Here is a 14,814-nt window from a genome sequence, read left to right on the forward strand (position 1 = left end):
GGTGACCAACGGTCCTCCTCGGACGGGAAGTGGAAACGACGGGATCAGGTACGGACGCCGGCGAGCAGCGCCTCGAACGCCGCGCGGGCGCGCGTCTCGGCCGCCGGATCGGCCAGCAACCGGTACGCCAGGTAGAAGGAGAGCATGACCCCGTAGAGGTCGTGGGCGAACTGCTCGGCGTCGACGTCGCGCCGCACCTGGCCGACGGACACGCCGCTGCGGCACACCTGCGCCGCGGTGTCGAACAGGTCCTGGTGGTCCTGCGCGAGCCGGTCGCGCAGCGCGCCCGGCTGGCTGTCGAACTCGGTCGCCGCCTTCACGAACAGGCACCCGCCGGGCGATCCGTCCCGCGCGCAGGCGAGCCACCGCTCGAACAGCTCACGGATCCGCGGCTCGCCCCGCTGCGCCGACAGCGCCGGCCGGACCACCAGGTCGACGAACGTCTCCCGGGCCCGCTCCAGCGCGGCGAGTTGGAGCGCCTCCTTCGACCGGAAGTGGGCGAACAGCCCGCTCTTGGACATCTGCCGCTGCCGCGCCAGCTCGCCGATCGTCAGCCCGCCCAACCCGACCCGGAACGCGACCTCGACCGCGGTGTCCACGATCGCCTCGCGGGTCTGCGCACCCTTCGCCACCCGACCAGAATCGCACGACCGTACGAGGGTGTCCAGGGGTCGGTGATCATCGGCACGACGCTGGCGTACGACCGGACGTGACGGGTGGGGAGGCCAGGAGTACCGGATTGGCTCTCGCTCGGGGGTCGTGGCGGTGGCAGCGTCTGGAGGCGTGCTTCCACTCGCCTCCGTACTCGGGGTCGCGGCCGTGTCGCTCGGCATGGTCCTCACCCCCGGCCCGAACATGATGTACCTGGTGTCGCGCAGCATCACGCAGGGCCGCCGCGCCGGGGTGGTGTCGCTCGGCGGCGTGGCGCTCGGCTTCCTCGTGTACATGACCGCGACGAACCTGGGCCTGTCGGTACTGTTCGTCGCCGTACCGGTGCTGTACCTGGCGGTCAAGTTCGCCGGTGCGGGTTACCTGGCGTGGCTCGCGTGGCAGGCGCTGCGCCCCGGCGGGCGGTCGGCGTTCCAGCCGGGCGAGCTGACGCCCGACCGGCCGGGCCGGCTGTTCACGATGGGGCTGGTCACGAACCTGCTCAACCCCAAGATCGCGGTGATGTACCTGTCGCTGATCCCGCAGTTCGTGCGGCCCGCGGCCGGGCACGTGCTCGCGCAGGGGTTCGCGCTGGGCCTGGTGCAGATGTCGGTCGCGGTGACGGTCAACCTGGCGATCGTGCTCGCCGCCGGCACCATCGCCGCGTTCCTGTCGCGCCGCCCCACCTGGCTGCGCATCCAGCGGTACCTGATGGGCACGGTGCTCGGGGTGCTCGCGGTGAAGCTCGCCACCGACCACGCCCGCCCGGGCCCCGCCTGAACCGTCAGCCGGTACGCCAGGCGGCGAGCAGCTCGGCGGTCGTCGGGGTCGGGTGCACCAGCCCGAGGTACTCCCGGACCGCGCGGTTGGACCCGTCGTCGCAGCGATCGATCCCGGACACCAGTTCCTGCGGTACGGCGTAGTCGTAGCCGTGCTCGTCGGCGCCGAGCACCGCGTACAGCACGCAGCACTGGAGTTCGACGCCGGCGATGACGAGGCCGTCCACGTCCCAGTCGGCGAGTACGGCGTGGAACTCGGGGCTCTGCCACACGTCGTACCGGTGCTTGCGGACGACGCGGGCGCCGGGCAGCGGCGGCAGGACCAGCTCGGCGCCGCGGGTTCCCTTGCGGCACAAGCTGTCCGGGCCTTCCCGGAGCCGCTGCCGCGGGGTCAGCTCGGCCGGGTCGTACACCTGCTGGGAGTGGATGGTGCGGGCGCCGAGCCGCCCGGCCGCCGCGGCGAAGTCGTACGCCCGGTGGGCCGCGGCGGTGTTGCCCGCGTTGCCGTCGCAGAAGTCGTGCTGGAAGTCCACCAGCAACACCGCGACCCGCTCGGGCGGCAGTCCCAGCACACCGTCGTTCATCGTCCCGCTCCGATCGTCGTACGGGTGTCGGTGGTGGCGCGGCGGGCGGGGGAGAGCAGCAGCAGCGCGACGGGTACGGCGGCGAGCGCGACCGCGGCCGTGAGCGCCAGCGCGTGCACGAAGTCGGCGGTGCCGGGCCGCTCCCCGTGCAGCAGCACGACCAGCGCCAACCCGAGCGACCCGCCCGTGTACTGCGCGGTCGTGACCAGCGCGCTGCCGGTGCCGGCGCGGTCCGGCGGGAGGTCGCGGGTGCCGGTCACGAACAGCGCCGTGAACGCCGTACCCTGCCCCACGCCGCTCAGCAGCAGGCCGGGCAGCAGCCCCGCCACGTACCCGGCGTGCGCGTGGACGGCGACGGCCAGCACCACCAACCCCACCCCGCCCACCGCGTACGCGACGGCGAGGAGGCGGCGTAGCGGCCAGCGCCCCGCGTACCGGCCGGCGAGGGTGTTGCCGACCACGATCGCGCCCGCCAGTGGCAGGAACGCGCATCCCGCGGCCAGCGGCCGGTAGCCGCGCACGTCCTGCAGATACAGCGTGACCAGGTAGAACTCGACCCCGAAGCTCGCCATGTACAGCGCGGCCACCACGCACGCGGTGCGCAGCGTACGGACCGCGAGCAGGCCGCGCGGCACCAGCGGCCGGTCGCCCCGCTGGTGCACGCCGAACACCGCGCCGGCCAGCGCCGCCACCGCGAACCCCGCGCCGACCAGCAGCGGGCGCGGATGCGCGCGGGCCAGTTCGGTGCACGCCGCGACCACCGCCACCACCGCGGCCGACGCCGCGAGCGTGCCCACCACCGCCACCCGGACCCGACGCACCGGCCGTACCCGGCGCAGGGCCGGACCCGCCGCCACCAGGCACACCGCCACGACCGGCAGGTTCACCCAGAACACCCAGCGCCACGAGGCCAGCGCGACCAACGCACCACCGGCCAGTACGCCGAGGGCCAGGCCGACCGCGCCCGTCGTGCCCCACACGCTCACGGCACGGTTACGCTGCGGCCCCGCCGGATACGAGGCACCGAGTACGCCGAGGGTCGCCGGCACCAGCAGCGCCGCCGCCACCCCCTGCCCGACCCGCGCCGCGATCACCGGCGCCGCCGACCCCGCGAACCCCGCACCCAACGAACTCACCGCGAACAGCGCCTGCGCCACCACGAACATCCGGCCCGCGCCCACCGCGTCCGCCAGCTGCCCGCCCAGCACCAGGAACCCCGCGAAGAAGATCGCGTACGCGCTGACGATCCACTGCAACGCCACCGGCGAGAAGCGCAGCGCCGCACCGATGTCCGGCAGCGCCACGTACATGATGGAGAAGTCCAACGCCACCAACAGCTGCGCGCCGGCCAGCCCGGCCAACAACCGCCACGAACCCGCGGGAGACGGGTCGGCGTCGCTCACCCGGCCAGGCGGCCGCCCCGGACCGCCCCGGTGAACGCGGCCCACGCCACCGGCGACACCGCGACCAGCCCGCCCGCGCGGTCCTTGCTGTCCCGCACCAGCACCCGCTCGTCGCCCGCCCCCACCTCGACGCAGTTACCCCCACCGTTGGCACTGCGGCTACTAGTCCGCCACAGCACGCCAACCTCAACGCAGTTGCTCCCGCCAGCGCTTCCGCTTCGGGTGCTGGTCCGCCAGGCGACGGTCGCGAGTTCCGCTCTGGTGTACGTGTCGCCTGTCGTCATGTCCGGTCACTCCAGCTCGTTGATCACCGACCTGATGAGGGCGACGGATCGACGGGGATCGAGCGCCGCTTCGAGTAGATGATCGTACGCAGCTTCCAACCGGGCAACCTTCTTGCCTTCAACGAAAATGGCGCCAACCTGCGTCTCGACATAGCCGACGGTCGGGAAGGGTTGCGCGAGGTCCATGAGCTCGAATGCTCCGGCCATGCCGGTGTGCGCACCCGCCTTGTAGGGCAGTACACGGATCTCGACGTTGTCGCGTTCCGACAGTTCGACGAGATGTTCGAACTGTGCGCGACGCGTTAACCGGGTGCCGACTGGACGGTGCAGCACCGATTCATCGATGATGACGTTGAGGTCGATTGGCTCGTCCGCCGTGAGGATCGCTTGGCGTTCCAAGCGGATTTGCAGCCATCGCTTGATCTGCTCCGGCCGGCTGTCCGGTTCCACGGCGCGCATCGTGGCTTCCGCGTGGGCCTTCGTCTGGAGCAGACCGGGAACCAGCATCTCGTACGAGCGGATGCGCTTGGTGCGGGACTCGACCCAGAGGCGGTCGATGAGGGTGGCGGCGGCGTCGCCGGTGTACCCGTCCCACCAGCCGTCGCGCCAGATCTCGTGCGCCAGTTGCTTGAGCATCTCCCGCCGGTTGGTGTCGTTGATCCGACCCATGTCGAGGTACGCCAGCACGTCGGTGACACGGATGGGGATCTCGCCCTTCTCCATCCGGCTGATCGTGGACTGGTCGCGTCGGATGTACGCGCCGATGTCGGCCATGCTCAGCCCGGCCTCGCTGCGGAGCTTGCGGAGTTCCTGGGCCAGCCACTGGGTACGCAGGCCGGGTTCGGTGCGGGGTGGTCTGGTGCGTGCGGTCGCCTTGCGTGGGGCGGTTTTCCGGCTGTCGCGCTGCGGCATCGAAGACTCCAACTTCTTCTTCCACTCATAACTTGCGCCAGATCGAAAAGTACGCGATGCTGTCGGCGCGTGCAAGAAGTATCACGCTCGGTCAAATCGAACCGGTCGGCGTGGTGCGCGGATACGCGGAAGAAGGGGACCGGGTGGGCGGAAGGTTGGCGCCCGTCGCCCACCCGGTCCGGTGTCGAAACCGTTGGTGCGCCAGGCACGTACGGTCGACCGGTCCTGTCTACCACGGTCGGTCCGTGCGGCGTCGGCGCCACGAGAGCCGGAGCATGCCGATGACCGAACCGTTGACCGCCGACCCGACCCTGGACGAGGTGCTGGCCACCGCGCCCGACACCCTCTCCGACCACGTCGGCGCGGTACGCCTGCGCGACGTCCCGCGCGTCCTCGCCCTGTACGACGCGGGCGACCCCGACGAGGACGAGCCCGCCGAACTGATCGCCTGGGTCTTCACCCTCCCCGGCCACGGCCCCCTCGTGGTCCGCGCCGCCAACCCGCGCCAACTGGTACACGCGGCGAGCCTGGAGTCCGTCGCCGTCGGCTGGGCCGCGCACCTCGGCGGCGACCTCACCACCGTCACCCCCGCATGACCGGCATCCCCTCGCCGTCGCCCGGCGGCTCGTCAGCGTGCGGCTTCACCGACCGTCCAGGGTGAACCGCACCGCGGGGAGGTCGTGCGACATCCGCCCGGGCGTACAGAGTCAGGCATCGGTGGGCCGGCGGGTCAGGTGGTGCATGGTGCGCAGCTCGGAACGCTCGTGCCAGGCGAGGCGGCGCAACACCTTGACAGTCGTCCACACCTCCCCGTCGGCGCGACGTACCAGATCGGCGGGCATCGTCGCGACCACCTCGCGTACGTGCCGGGCGGACGCGCGCAGCTCGGCGAGCAGGTCGGGTTCCGGATCGCGCGCCGGCAGGCCGAGACTGGGCAGGTAGTAGCGGCTCTCGGTGTCGGCCAGATGCCAGGCCATCTGCCGTACGGTGCGCCAGCGCGCCCACGACGGCAGCACGCGGTGCGGCTGCGCGGCGTCGAGTACCTCCGGCGGGGTGTGGGTGATCAGGTCGATCGTGTCCGCCCGCGCCGTCGCGAGAACGGCCAGGGTGGCGGCGCGTTCGGCGAGGGAGGCGGGTCGGTGGTCCCGGCGGAACGCCTGCTCGTCGCCGTGGATCCGTTCCACCGCAACACAATCGTCGCGGCCGAGCTGTGCCGCCAGGTACGCCAGCGCGGCCGGCTCGTCGGCGCCCTGACCGCACCGGCCCCACCACCCCGGCTCGAACGACCAGGCCGCCGCCCCGTCGTCCGTCGCCATCGCCACACCCGACTCCACGTACACCGGGGTCATCGGCCGGTACTGCCGTCCAGCTGCTCGCGCAGGATGTCCGCATGGCCGGCATGCCGCGCGGTCTCCTCGATCATGTGCACCAGCACCCACCGCATCGTGCGCACCCGCGGCGGGGTACTGGCGGCGCGCGCCGTCCGCGCGGACAGATCGGGGCAGCCGGCGATGATCGCGTTCGAGCGCGCGATCGCCGCCCGGTACGCCGCCGTCACACCCTCCAGCGTGTCCCCCGGGGCGAGCCGCATGTCCATGTCCGGAAACGGAACGTCCTCCCCGGCGTACGCCCAGGCGAACCAGTGCGTCTCCGCGCCCGCCAGATGCCGCAGCAGACCGAGGACACTCGTTCCCGACTCCACCCCCGGCGCCGCCGCACGGGCTGCGTCCAGCCCGTCCACCTTGGCCAGCACCGCGTCCCGTACGTAGTCGAGGAACGCGACCAGCGTCTCCCGCTCACCCGCCTCCACCACCGGCGGACGCTGATCACCACGCTGCCGCTCCACGCTCATGCCCGCCACCCTAGATCGACGCCCGCCCCGCGCGCGCCGCCGTATCCCGCACCACGAGACCGTGCCACAGCGCCCCTTTGACCGACCTGTACGACGTGCTCGTCGCCGGGTGGGCCGTCGCGCCGTTGCGTTGGTGAACAGCGCGGTCTCGCCGGGTGGGCCATCACGCCGTTGCGTTGGTGAACAGGGCGCGGTCTCGCCAGGTGGGCCGTCGCGCCGTTGCGTCTGGTGAACAGGGCGCGGTCTCGCCGGTGCTTCTCGGTGGCGCCGCGGACGAGAACCATTGCGCCCGGCGTACTCGCCGCACCTGCGCTGGCACCTTGGTCCGGGGCCACGGGCCGACAGTACGGCAGCGCTGAACTCGGCTCTCTGCACTACGCCAATGCCCCGATCCTGGGGCTGGACGGCACAACCGTTGTCGACGGTCGTCGAGCCGGTGCCGCGCAGAGCGGTCCGGCGTACCGGATCGGAGGGGTACTGGGCGCGCTCTCCGAACGTGACGGCGGATGGGCGCTGTCCGTACGGCAGGAGCTGCACACCGACATGCGTTGCCACCGCCGACCAGGTACTGGTGTGACTCTGGCGGCGCGCGGACCGAGGGAGGGGGAGGCGCGGGGCCCGTCCGATTCCTGGAGGGCTATCGGGCCGAGCCGCTGACCGTCCACGATGGACGCTTGTACCGGGGCGACACGCCGCTGAAGTGAGCACATCCGGATTGTTCAATTGTCTCATTGTTCAACTGTCCAATTGTTGAACAGTTGAACAATCTGGGGTCGCGGCGCGCCCGAAGTACCGCGACACGCCCACCCGTGCCCGCGCAACCCCCGCCCGCGAGCCCCGGCCCGGCAACCCCGCCCGCGAGCCTCGAACCGGCGCAACCGGCGCCCGCATCGCCGCCCGGAAAACGTTGCCCCGCAACGCATCCGCGCTGTGGGCGTTGCCCCGAGTCCGTCCGCGAGCCTCGGCCCGCGCAACCGGCGCCGCCATCTCCGCCGCAAACCTTGCCCGCAACGCACCCCCGCTGTCGGCATTGCCACCGATCCCACCCGCGACCCCGTCCTGCAGAACAGGCGCCCGCATGCCCGACCGTGAATCCTTGCCCCGCAACGCATCCCCGCCATCCGCGTTGCCCCCGGTCCCACCCGCGAGCCTCGTCCTGTGCACCCCGGCGCCCGCATTCTCGACCGTGAACCCTTGCCCTGCAACGCATCCCCCGTCTGCGTTGCCCCAGAGTTCGCCCGCGAACCGCGACCTGCGCAAGCCGGCGCCCGCATCTCGGCCCGCGAATCCTTGCCCCGCAAGGCATCCCGGTCGTCAGCGGTTGCCACCAGTCCGCCTGCGGGCAAGCCACAAGCGCCGTCAGGCAACGGCTGCCAGCGCATCGGCCAGGGGTGTCGGCTCGATCCCGAACGTACGCGTGGTCGACGACGCGTCCATGGTGAACGGCCGGGCCCACTGGTAGTACGTGGTACGCAGTTCGCGCAGGAAGCTGTTGCCGAGCCCGCCGGCCCACAGCACCGGGTACGGCATGGCGGTGAGTCGGGGCGCGGGCAGTCCGGAGACGTCGGCGTAGCGGCGCGCGATCTGCCGTACGGTGAGCGGGTCGTGGCTCGGTACCAACCAGGCGCGGCCCCACGCGGTGTCGGTGGTGGCGGCGGTGACGAGGGTGCGGGCGACGTCGGTGATGGACGTGAAGGTGTGCGGCACGTCGAGCGGCGTCGGCGTGTACGCCCGCTTCCCGGCGCGCAGCGGTCCGCCGATGGCGAAGCTGAACACGGAGTTGTCCTCGATGTAGTCGCTGGCGCGTACTTCGGTGGCGCGGATGCGGCCGTCGCGGTGTGCGGCGAGCGCGGCGCGCCACATGTCGGCGCGCATCCGCAGTTTGGGGTGGGTGGCGGCGAGCGGGGTGTCGTCGGTGATCGGCCCGTCGACGGGCCCGTACCCGTAGAGGCAGCTCGCGGTGGCGTGGACGGCGCCGGTGCGTTCGGCGGCGGTGAGGAGGCTGGCGGCGAGCGGCGGCCAGTCGGTGAGCCACCGGTGGTACTGGGGGTTGGCGCAGTTGTACAGGGCGGCGGCGCCTTCGGTCAGGGTGGTGAGCCGGTCGGCGTCGGTGGCGTCGGCGGCGATCCGTTCGGTGCCGTCGGGGCCGCGGCCGCTGCGGGTCACGACGCGGACCCGCTCGCCGCGGTCGAGGAGTACGCGGGCGGTGGCGGTGCCGACCGGGCCACCGCCGACGATCACGTGCAGGCTCATGATGTGTCTCCCTCTCGCAAACGAGATCAGTGCTCTCGATTGAGGCCACTGTCCACCACGCGCCTGCTCGCTGTCAAGAGCAGTGCTCTCGTTTGTGTGCGATACTCGCTGGCATGGTGGAACACACGGGAATCCGGGCCCGCGTACGGGCCGAGCTGACCGGGGAGATCAAGGCCGCGGCGCGCCGCCAGCTCGCCACCGAGGGCGCGAACCTCTCACTGCGTGCCATCGCCCGCGAGCTGGGCATGGCCTCCTCCGCGCTGTACCGCTACTTCGCCAACCGGGACGACCTGCTCACCGCGCTGATCATCGACGCGTACGACGGGCTCGGGGAGGCCGCCGAGACCGCCGACGCCCGGTACCGGCGGCGCGGTGACCACGTCGGGCGGTGGCTGGCGGTGGCGCGGGCGCTGCGTGGCTGGGCGCTCGCCGCGCCGAGCGAGTACGCGCTGATTCTGGGGAGCCCGGTGCCCGGGTACCGCGCGCCGACCGACACGACCGGGCCGGCGAGCCGGGCGCCGCTCGTCCTGGCCGGGATCGTCGCCGACGCCGCGGCGGCCGGCGCGCTCGACGAGGTCCCCGCGCCGCCGCTGCCGGCGAAGCTGCGCGCCGAGCTGACCGCCGTCGCCGGGCAGGTGAACGTCCCGCTCGACGCACCGGTACTGGCCCGGATGATGCTCGCCTGGACCGAGCTGTACGGGGCGATCAGCTTCGAACTGTTCGGCCAGCTCGACAACCTCGTGGGTCGGCGCGACGAGTGGTTCGACTACCAGGCGCGCAGCATGGCCGCCCTGATCGGCCTGCGCTGACTGCCGGTCGTGTCGGGGCGACCGTGCCGGACGGGCCTGCGCTGACCGCCGGTCGACCGCGCCGCGCCGGACCGGCCGGCGGGGTCAGGTGGCGGACCAGGCGTACAGGTGCTCGGGTCGGCCGGTCGAGCCGTACCGCAGGCTCATGGTGGCCTGGCCGTGGTCGGCCAGCGCGGACAGGTACCGCTGGGCGGTGGCGCGCGCGATCCCGAGTTCGGCGGCGATCGCCGCGGCGGACCGGGGTTCCGGCGCGGCGCGCAGCGTGTCGGCCACCAGCCGGGCGGTCACGGGGGAGTGGCCCTTGGGCGGCGCGGTGCGGTCCCCGTCGTGCAGCAGCCGTACGGCGCGGTCGACGTCCGCCTGTCCCAGCGCGCCGCCCTCGAACACCGCCCGGTACCGGGCGTACGCGCGGAGCCGGTCGGCGAGCTGCTCCGCGGTGAACGGCTTGACCAGGTAGTTGAGCGCGCCGCGGGCGAGCGCCGTGCGTACGGTGGCGGGGTCGGCGGCGGCGGTCAGCATGATCGTGTCGACGGACAGCTCGGCGAGCAGGTCGAGACCGGACGCGTCCGGCAGGTACCGGTCGAGCAGGACGAGATCGGGCCGGGTGTCGGCGACGAGGGCCCGCGCGTCGGCGACGGTGCGGGCGGTGCCGACCACCGCGAAGCCGGGAACCCGTTCGGTGAACGCCACGTGCACCTCGGCGACCCGGAAGTCGTCCTCCACCACCAGTACCCGGATCACACCGGTCCTCTCGCCGTCTCCGCCGTCCGCACCGCCAGTACACCAGGCATCTGGGCGACGAACACGGCACCGTGGTCGGCGCCACCCGGATCGGCGAGGGTGGCGTCCCCGCCGCGGCTGCGGGCGGCCTGCCGGGTGAGGGCGAGGCCGAGGCCGTGGCCGACGGACAGCCGGGTGGTGAACCCGTCGGTGAAGATCTTCGCCCGCAGCTCCACCGGTACGCCGTCGCCCGAGTCGGCCACGGACACGTGCAGCGTGTCGCCGTCGGCGAGCAACGTCACCTCGACGTACGCGGGGGTGCGGGTGCCGAGGCGCGCCGCGCGTACGGCGTTGTCGAGCAGGTTGCCGACGACGGTGGTGACCTCGACCGGTGCGGTCACGCCGCCGGGTACCCAGGTTGTGTCCGCGATCTCCAGCCGTACGTCGGACTCGGCGGCCTCGGCGGTCTTCGCCGCCAGGAACGCCTGCAGGTACGGGTCGCGCACGGCGTCCGGTGCCGGGCCGACCGCGGCCGGCGCGTCGTGCAGCGCGTGCAGGTACTCGACGGCTTCGGCGTGGTGGTCGGTCTGGAGCAGCCCGGCGAGGGTGTGCAGCCGGTTGGCGAACTCGTGCCGCTGCGCGCGCAGCGCGCCGGACAGCGACCGGACCGTGTCGAGTTCCCGGGTCAGCGTCTCCACGTCGGTACGGTCCCGCAACGTCAGTACGGTGCCGAGGTCGTGCGCGTCCCGGCGTACCTGGCGGCGGGTGACGACCAGGACCCGGTCGCCGGCGACGGCCATCATGCGTTCCTGGTCGGTGTCGCCGGCGAGTGCGGCGCGCAACCGGATCGGCAGGTCCAGCGCGGCCGCCGGTACGCCCGGTTCGGGCCGGGTCGCCAGCAACCGTGCCGCCTCGTCGTTGCAGACGGTGACCCGGCCGTCGGCGTCGGTGGCGAGCACGCCCTCGCCGATGCCGTGCAGTACGGCCTCGCGTTCCTGGACCATCTCGGCGAGTTCGTGCGGTTCCAGGCCCAGCGTCTGCGTCTTGAGCCGGCGGGCGAGCAGCGCCGAACCGGCCACCCCGAGCAGCAGCGCGCCCGCCGCGAACAGTGCCGCATCGGCCAGTACGTGCAGCACGTTGGCGCGGATGTCCTTCGCGGCGAACCCGACGCTCACCTCGCCGACCACGTGCTTCCGCGCGTCCCACACCGGTACCTTGCCGCGCGCGGACAGGCCGAGCGTGCCGCGCTGGACGTTGACGACCTCGTGCCCGGCCAGCGCCACCGACGGATCCGTACTCACGTGCTGGCCGAGTTCGGCGGGATTCGGGTGGGCGAGCCGGATCCCGCGCCGGTCGGTGACGACGACGAACAGCGCGTCGGTCGCCGTGCGTACCCGCTCGGCGCGGTCCTGGACGACGTGGTGCGGGTCGCCGGACGGGATGGCCGCGGCGATGTCCGGGTCGGCGGCGACGGTCTGGGCCACGGCGAGCGCGCGCTGCCCGTACTGGGTGGTCAGCTGGTTGTCGAGCAGCCAGCCGACGAGCGCGAACCCGACGCCGACGACGAGCAGGACGACGCCGATCTGGAGGGCCAGGATCTGCCGGGCGAACCGGATCCGGGGCGCCCGGCGGCGTGGGCGTACCCGCTCCCGCCCGGCGCCGGACGGGCGCGTGAGCGAAAGGCGCAGAAGGCGGTTAACGCGCCTTGAACGAACAATTTCGAGAAGGTTTCCCACGTGAGCCAGTTCACCTAACGTCCCGCTCCGAAGACAAGTCCGCCGACGGAGGGAACTTTCCCGTCCGCCGGCAGCTACGTTCGGAGGTCCCCTCATGACCACTCCGGTGATCGAACTCCGGGGTGCCACGAAACGCTTTCCCGCCACCGGTTCCGGCACCCACACCGCGGTGCGTGACCTGACCCTGACCGTCGCGCCCGGCGAGTTCGTCGCCGTGGTCGGCCCCACCGGGTGCGGCAAGTCCACCACCCTGTCGCTGGTCTCCGGACTGGAGGCGGCGTCGTCCGGCGACGTCCTGGTACGCGGCGAGCCGGTGCGCCGGATCCCGTCCGGCGTCGGGTACATGTTCCAGAGCGACGCGGTACTCCCGTGGCGTTCGGTGCTCGACAACGTCGCCGCCGGCCCCCGGTACCGGGGGGTGGGCAAGAGGGAGGCGCGCAGCCGGGCGCACGCCTGGGTGGAGCGGGTCGGGCTCGGCGGCTTCGCCGGGTACTACCCGCACCAGCTGTCCGGCGGCATGCGCAAGCGGGTCGCGTTGGCGCAGACCCTCGTCAACGAGCCGGAGATCCTGCTCATGGACGAGCCGTTCAGCGCGCTCGACGTGCAGACCCGCGCCCTGATGCAGGACGAACTGTTGCGGCTGTGGGCCGGTACCGGCGCCGCGGTCGTGTTCGTCACGCACGACCTGGAGGAGGCGATCGCGCTCGCCGACACGGTCGTGGTGATGACCGCGAGCCCGGCGACCGTCAAGGCCACCTTCCCGGTACCGCTGGAACGGCCGCGCGACGTCGAGGAGGTACGGCTGACGCCCGAGTTCCTGGAGATCTACCGGGAGGTCTGGGACAGCCTGCGTACCGAGGTGGCGAAGGCGCGGGAGGAGGCGAGCCGTGTCGGCTGACACACTGTCCACAGTGGACGCCCGTCCGGTCGAGGACGGATCCGCCCTGGTACGCCGACGCCGACGGCGCCGCGCCCTCGTCTGGGCGGTACGCGTCGCGGCGGTGATCGTGTGGCTGGTGAGCTGGCAGCTCGCCGCCACGTACTGGATCGACCCGTTCTACTACTCGAAGCCCACGGCGATCGCCGGCCGGCTGGTCGACTGGTTCACCAAGGGCACCGCGTTCGGCTCGATCTGGACGCAGATCGGGGTGACGCTGGAGGAGGCGGTCGCCGGGTTCGTGATCGGCGCGCTGGCCGGTGTCGTACTCGGCATCGTCCTCGGGCGCAGCCGGTTCCTCGCGGACGTGGCCGCGCCGTTCATCAAGGCGGCGAACGCGGTGCCGCGCATCGTGCTCGCGTCGCTGTTCATCATCTGGTTCGGCCTGGGCATGTCGTCGAAGATCGCCACCGCGATGGTGCTGGTGTTCTTCGCGGTGTTCTTCAACGCGTTCCAGGGCGCCCGGGAGGTCGACCGCAACCTCGTCGACAACGCGCGGATCCTCGGCGCCAGCCGGTTCGCGCTGCTGCGCAGCATCGTCGTACCGAGCGCCACGTCGTGGATCTTCGCGTCGCTGCACTCGGCGTTCGGGTTCGCGCTGATCGGCGCGGTCGTCGGCGAGTTCACCGGCGCCGACAAGGGTCTCGGCCTGCTCATCAACAACGCGCAGGGCACGTTCGACGCGGCCGGCATCTACGCCGGAATGATCATCACCACGGTGCTCGCGCTCGCCGCCGAATGGCTGATCTCCACCGCCGAGAAGCGCCTCCTGCGCTGGCGACCGCCCTCCGCCGGTGCCGACGCACAGATCTGAATCCCTTACCCCGCAAGGAGACTCGCATGAGAGTACGGTCCCTCGCGGCCGCTGGACTGGCGGTCGTACTGCTCGCCACCGCGGTCGGCTGCCGCGACTCGCGCACCGCCGCCGGCGGTACCGGCAAGTCGGGCAACGAGCAGGTGTCCATCATGGTCGGCGGCATCGACAAGGTCATCTACCTGCCCGCCATGCTCACCCAACGCCTCGGGTACTTCAAGTCCGCGGGCGTCGACGTCAAGCTGCTCACCGAGCCGGCCGGCGCGCAGGCGGAGAACGTGCTGATCTCCGGTGACGTGCAGGGCGTCGTCGGCTTCTACGACCACACCATCGACCTGCAGACCAAGCACAAGTGCGTCGAGAGCGTCGTGCAGTTCGCCGACGTACCCGGTGAGGTCGAGGTGGTGTCGACGAAGAAGGCCGGCCAGATCACCTCGCCGAAGGACTTCAAGGGCCACAAGCTCGGCGTCACCAGCCCGGGCTCGTCGACCGACTTCCTCACCCAGTACCTGGCCAGCAAGAACGGCCTGTCCAGCGCGGACTACACCACGGTCAAGGCGGGCGCGGGCCAGACGTTCATCGCGGCGCTCAACAACGGCGGCATCGACGCCGGCATGACCACCGACCCGACCGTCGCGCAGCTCGTCAGTTCCGGTCAGGGCAAGGTACTGCTGGACATGCGGACCGAGGCGGGTGCCCGCGCGGCGCTCGGCGGCCTGTACCCGTCGACCTCGCTGTACATGGACTGCTCGTACGTGGCGGCGCACAAGCAGACCGTGCAGAAGCTCGCCACCGCGTTCGTGAAGACGCTGCGGTGGATCAAGGCGCACGACGCCGAACAGATCGCCGCGAAGATGCCGGCCGACTACGCCAAGGGCGGTAAGGACCTGTACGTCAAGTCGATCCACGACTCGATCGGCATGTTCAACGCCGACGGGAAGATGAAGGAGGAGGGGGCGCGCAACGCGTTGAAGGTCCTCGGTTCCTTCTCCCCGAACGTCAAGGGCAAGGAGTCCACTGTGGACCTGTCGAAGACGTACACCACGCAGTTCGTGGACGACGCGGGCTGACGCGTGCCGATCC

The 14,814-nt window shown here is 71.9% G+C and carries 16 protein-coding genes; 6 read left to right on the forward strand and 10 right to left on the reverse strand.

Annotated elements, in window-relative coordinates; genetic code table 11:
• Nucleotides 1-44: 44 nt before the first annotated feature.
• Nucleotides 45-632: a TetR/AcrR family transcriptional regulator gene (locus Aru02nite_RS02035; protein ID WP_203654361.1), complete on the reverse strand. Its 588-nt coding sequence runs from the start codon at nucleotides 630-632 to the stop codon at nucleotides 45-47.
• A gap of 151 nt (nucleotides 633-783) precedes the next feature.
• Between Aru02nite_RS02035 and Aru02nite_RS02040 the strand changes: the two genes are divergently transcribed.
• Complete coding sequence (locus Aru02nite_RS02040; RefSeq protein WP_203654363.1) at nucleotides 784-1,428, forward strand: LysE family translocator; 645 nt, start codon at nucleotides 784-786, stop codon at nucleotides 1,426-1,428.
• Between the two features lie 4 nt (nucleotides 1,429-1,432).
• Here Aru02nite_RS02040 and Aru02nite_RS02045 read toward each other — a convergent pair whose 3' ends face one another.
• The 4 genes from Aru02nite_RS02045 to Aru02nite_RS02060 all read right to left on the reverse strand — a co-directional run bounded on the left by Aru02nite_RS02045 (nucleotide 1,433) and on the right by Aru02nite_RS02060 (nucleotide 4,610).
• Nucleotides 1,433-2,011: a cysteine hydrolase family protein gene (locus Aru02nite_RS02045; protein WP_203654365.1), complete on the reverse strand. Its 579-nt coding sequence runs from the start codon at nucleotides 2,009-2,011 to the stop codon at nucleotides 1,433-1,435.
• Nucleotides 2,008-3,414, reverse strand: a complete 1,407-nt coding sequence (locus Aru02nite_RS02050; RefSeq protein WP_203654367.1) for an MFS transporter — start codon at nucleotides 3,412-3,414, stop codon at nucleotides 2,008-2,010. The genes Aru02nite_RS02045 and Aru02nite_RS02050 overlap by 4 nt, the downstream gene beginning before the upstream one ends.
• A complete protein-coding gene (locus Aru02nite_RS37420; RefSeq protein WP_373324832.1) occupies nucleotides 3,411-3,539 on the reverse strand; it encodes a DUF397 domain-containing protein in 129 nt (42 codons plus the stop codon). The genes Aru02nite_RS02050 and Aru02nite_RS37420 overlap by 4 nt, the downstream gene beginning before the upstream one ends.
• A 165-nt stretch (nucleotides 3,540-3,704) precedes the next feature.
• Complete coding sequence (locus Aru02nite_RS02060; protein ID WP_203654371.1) at nucleotides 3,705-4,610, reverse strand: helix-turn-helix domain-containing protein; 906 nt, start codon at nucleotides 4,608-4,610, stop codon at nucleotides 3,705-3,707.
• Between the two features lie 281 nt (nucleotides 4,611-4,891).
• On the opposite strand from Aru02nite_RS02060, the gene Aru02nite_RS02065 reads away from it, so the two are divergent.
• The gene (locus tag Aru02nite_RS02065; protein ID WP_203654372.1) at nucleotides 4,892-5,206 is read left to right on the forward strand and encodes a hypothetical protein; all 315 of its coding nucleotides are present in this window, start codon (nucleotides 4,892-4,894) and stop codon (nucleotides 5,204-5,206) included.
• A 111-nt stretch (nucleotides 5,207-5,317) separates the two neighbouring features.
• Here Aru02nite_RS02065 and Aru02nite_RS02070 read toward each other — a convergent pair whose 3' ends face one another.
• The 3 genes from Aru02nite_RS02070 to Aru02nite_RS02080 all read right to left on the reverse strand — a co-directional run bounded on the left by Aru02nite_RS02070 (nucleotide 5,318) and on the right by Aru02nite_RS02080 (nucleotide 8,715).
• A complete protein-coding gene (locus tag Aru02nite_RS02070) occupies nucleotides 5,318-5,959 on the reverse strand; it encodes a hypothetical protein (RefSeq protein ID WP_203654373.1) in 642 nt (213 codons plus the stop codon).
• Complete coding sequence (locus Aru02nite_RS02075; RefSeq protein ID WP_203654374.1) at nucleotides 5,956-6,462, reverse strand: DinB family protein; 507 nt, start codon at nucleotides 6,460-6,462, stop codon at nucleotides 5,956-5,958. Before Aru02nite_RS02075 ends, Aru02nite_RS02070 begins: the two co-directional genes overlap by 4 nt.
• Nucleotides 6,463-7,821: 1,359 nt before the next feature.
• On the reverse strand, nucleotides 7,822-8,715 hold the full coding sequence (locus tag Aru02nite_RS02080) for an NAD-dependent epimerase/dehydratase family protein (RefSeq protein WP_203654375.1): 894 nt from the start codon (nucleotides 8,713-8,715) through the stop codon (nucleotides 7,822-7,824).
• 116 nt (nucleotides 8,716-8,831) lie between these two features.
• Between Aru02nite_RS02080 and Aru02nite_RS02085 the strand changes: the two genes are divergently transcribed.
• Nucleotides 8,832-9,524 (forward strand): TetR/AcrR family transcriptional regulator, encoded by a 693-nt coding sequence (locus tag Aru02nite_RS02085; RefSeq protein ID WP_373324838.1) that lies wholly within the window; start codon nucleotides 8,832-8,834, stop codon nucleotides 9,522-9,524.
• 84 nt (nucleotides 9,525-9,608) lie between these two features.
• Here the strand turns inward: Aru02nite_RS02085 and Aru02nite_RS02090 are convergent, their stop codons facing one another.
• Together Aru02nite_RS02090 and Aru02nite_RS02095 are read right to left on the reverse strand one after the other, a co-directional pair.
• Entirely contained in the window at nucleotides 9,609-10,265 is a 657-nt protein-coding gene (locus tag Aru02nite_RS02090) for a response regulator (RefSeq protein ID WP_203654377.1), read from the reverse strand.
• A complete protein-coding gene (locus Aru02nite_RS02095; RefSeq protein ID WP_239076297.1) occupies nucleotides 10,262-11,980 on the reverse strand; it encodes a sensor histidine kinase in 1,719 nt (572 codons plus the stop codon). The genes Aru02nite_RS02090 and Aru02nite_RS02095 overlap by 4 nt, the downstream gene beginning before the upstream one ends.
• Nucleotides 11,981-12,074: 94 nt before the next feature.
• Here Aru02nite_RS02095 and Aru02nite_RS02100 point away from each other — a divergent pair, with 94 nt between their 5' ends.
• From Aru02nite_RS02100 to Aru02nite_RS02110, 3 genes are read left to right on the forward strand one after another with little or no spacing between them, the layout of a single operon-like run.
• A complete protein-coding gene (locus Aru02nite_RS02100; RefSeq protein WP_203654381.1) occupies nucleotides 12,075-12,878 on the forward strand; it encodes an ABC transporter ATP-binding protein in 804 nt (267 codons plus the stop codon).
• Nucleotides 12,868-13,731: an ABC transporter permease gene (locus Aru02nite_RS02105; RefSeq protein WP_203654383.1), complete on the forward strand. Its 864-nt coding sequence runs from the start codon at nucleotides 12,868-12,870 to the stop codon at nucleotides 13,729-13,731. Before Aru02nite_RS02100 ends, Aru02nite_RS02105 begins: the two co-directional genes overlap by 11 nt.
• Nucleotides 13,732-13,757: 26 nt before the next feature.
• Nucleotides 13,758-14,801: an ABC transporter substrate-binding protein gene (locus tag Aru02nite_RS02110; protein ID WP_203654385.1), complete on the forward strand. Its 1,044-nt coding sequence runs from the start codon at nucleotides 13,758-13,760 to the stop codon at nucleotides 14,799-14,801.
• Nucleotides 14,802-14,814: the final 13 nt, after the last annotated feature.

The sequence above is a fragment of the Actinocatenispora rupis genome (assembly GCF_016861975.1).
Lineage (GTDB): Bacteria > Actinomycetota > Actinomycetes > Mycobacteriales > Micromonosporaceae > Actinocatenispora > Actinocatenispora rupis.

What these genes read in the sequence shown, in the direction of transcription:
- Aru02nite_RS02045 (WP_203654365.1), bottom strand. Translation starts at nt 2,011, where the DNA reads ATGAACGACGGTGTGCTGGGACTGCCGCCCGAGCGGGTCGCGGTGTTG.
- Aru02nite_RS02060 (WP_203654371.1), bottom strand. Translation starts at nt 4,610, where the DNA reads ATGCCGCAGCGCGACAGCCGGAAAACCGCCCCACGCAAGGCGACCGCA.
- Aru02nite_RS02065 (WP_203654372.1), top strand. Translation starts at nt 4,892, where the DNA reads ATGACCGAACCGTTGACCGCCGACCCGACCCTGGACGAGGTGCTGGCC.
- Aru02nite_RS02070 (WP_203654373.1), bottom strand. Translation starts at nt 5,959, where the DNA reads ATGACCCCGGTGTACGTGGAGTCGGGTGTGGCGATGGCGACGGACGAC.
- Aru02nite_RS02075 (WP_203654374.1), bottom strand. Translation starts at nt 6,462, where the DNA reads ATGAGCGTGGAGCGGCAGCGTGGTGATCAGCGTCCGCCGGTGGTGGAG.
- Aru02nite_RS02080 (WP_203654375.1), bottom strand. Translation starts at nt 8,715, where the DNA reads ATGAGCCTGCACGTGATCGTCGGCGGTGGCCCGGTCGGCACCGCCACC.
- Aru02nite_RS02100 (WP_203654381.1), top strand. Translation starts at nt 12,075, where the DNA reads ATGACCACTCCGGTGATCGAACTCCGGGGTGCCACGAAACGCTTTCCC.
- Aru02nite_RS02110 (WP_203654385.1), top strand. Translation starts at nt 13,758, where the DNA reads ATGAGAGTACGGTCCCTCGCGGCCGCTGGACTGGCGGTCGTACTGCTC.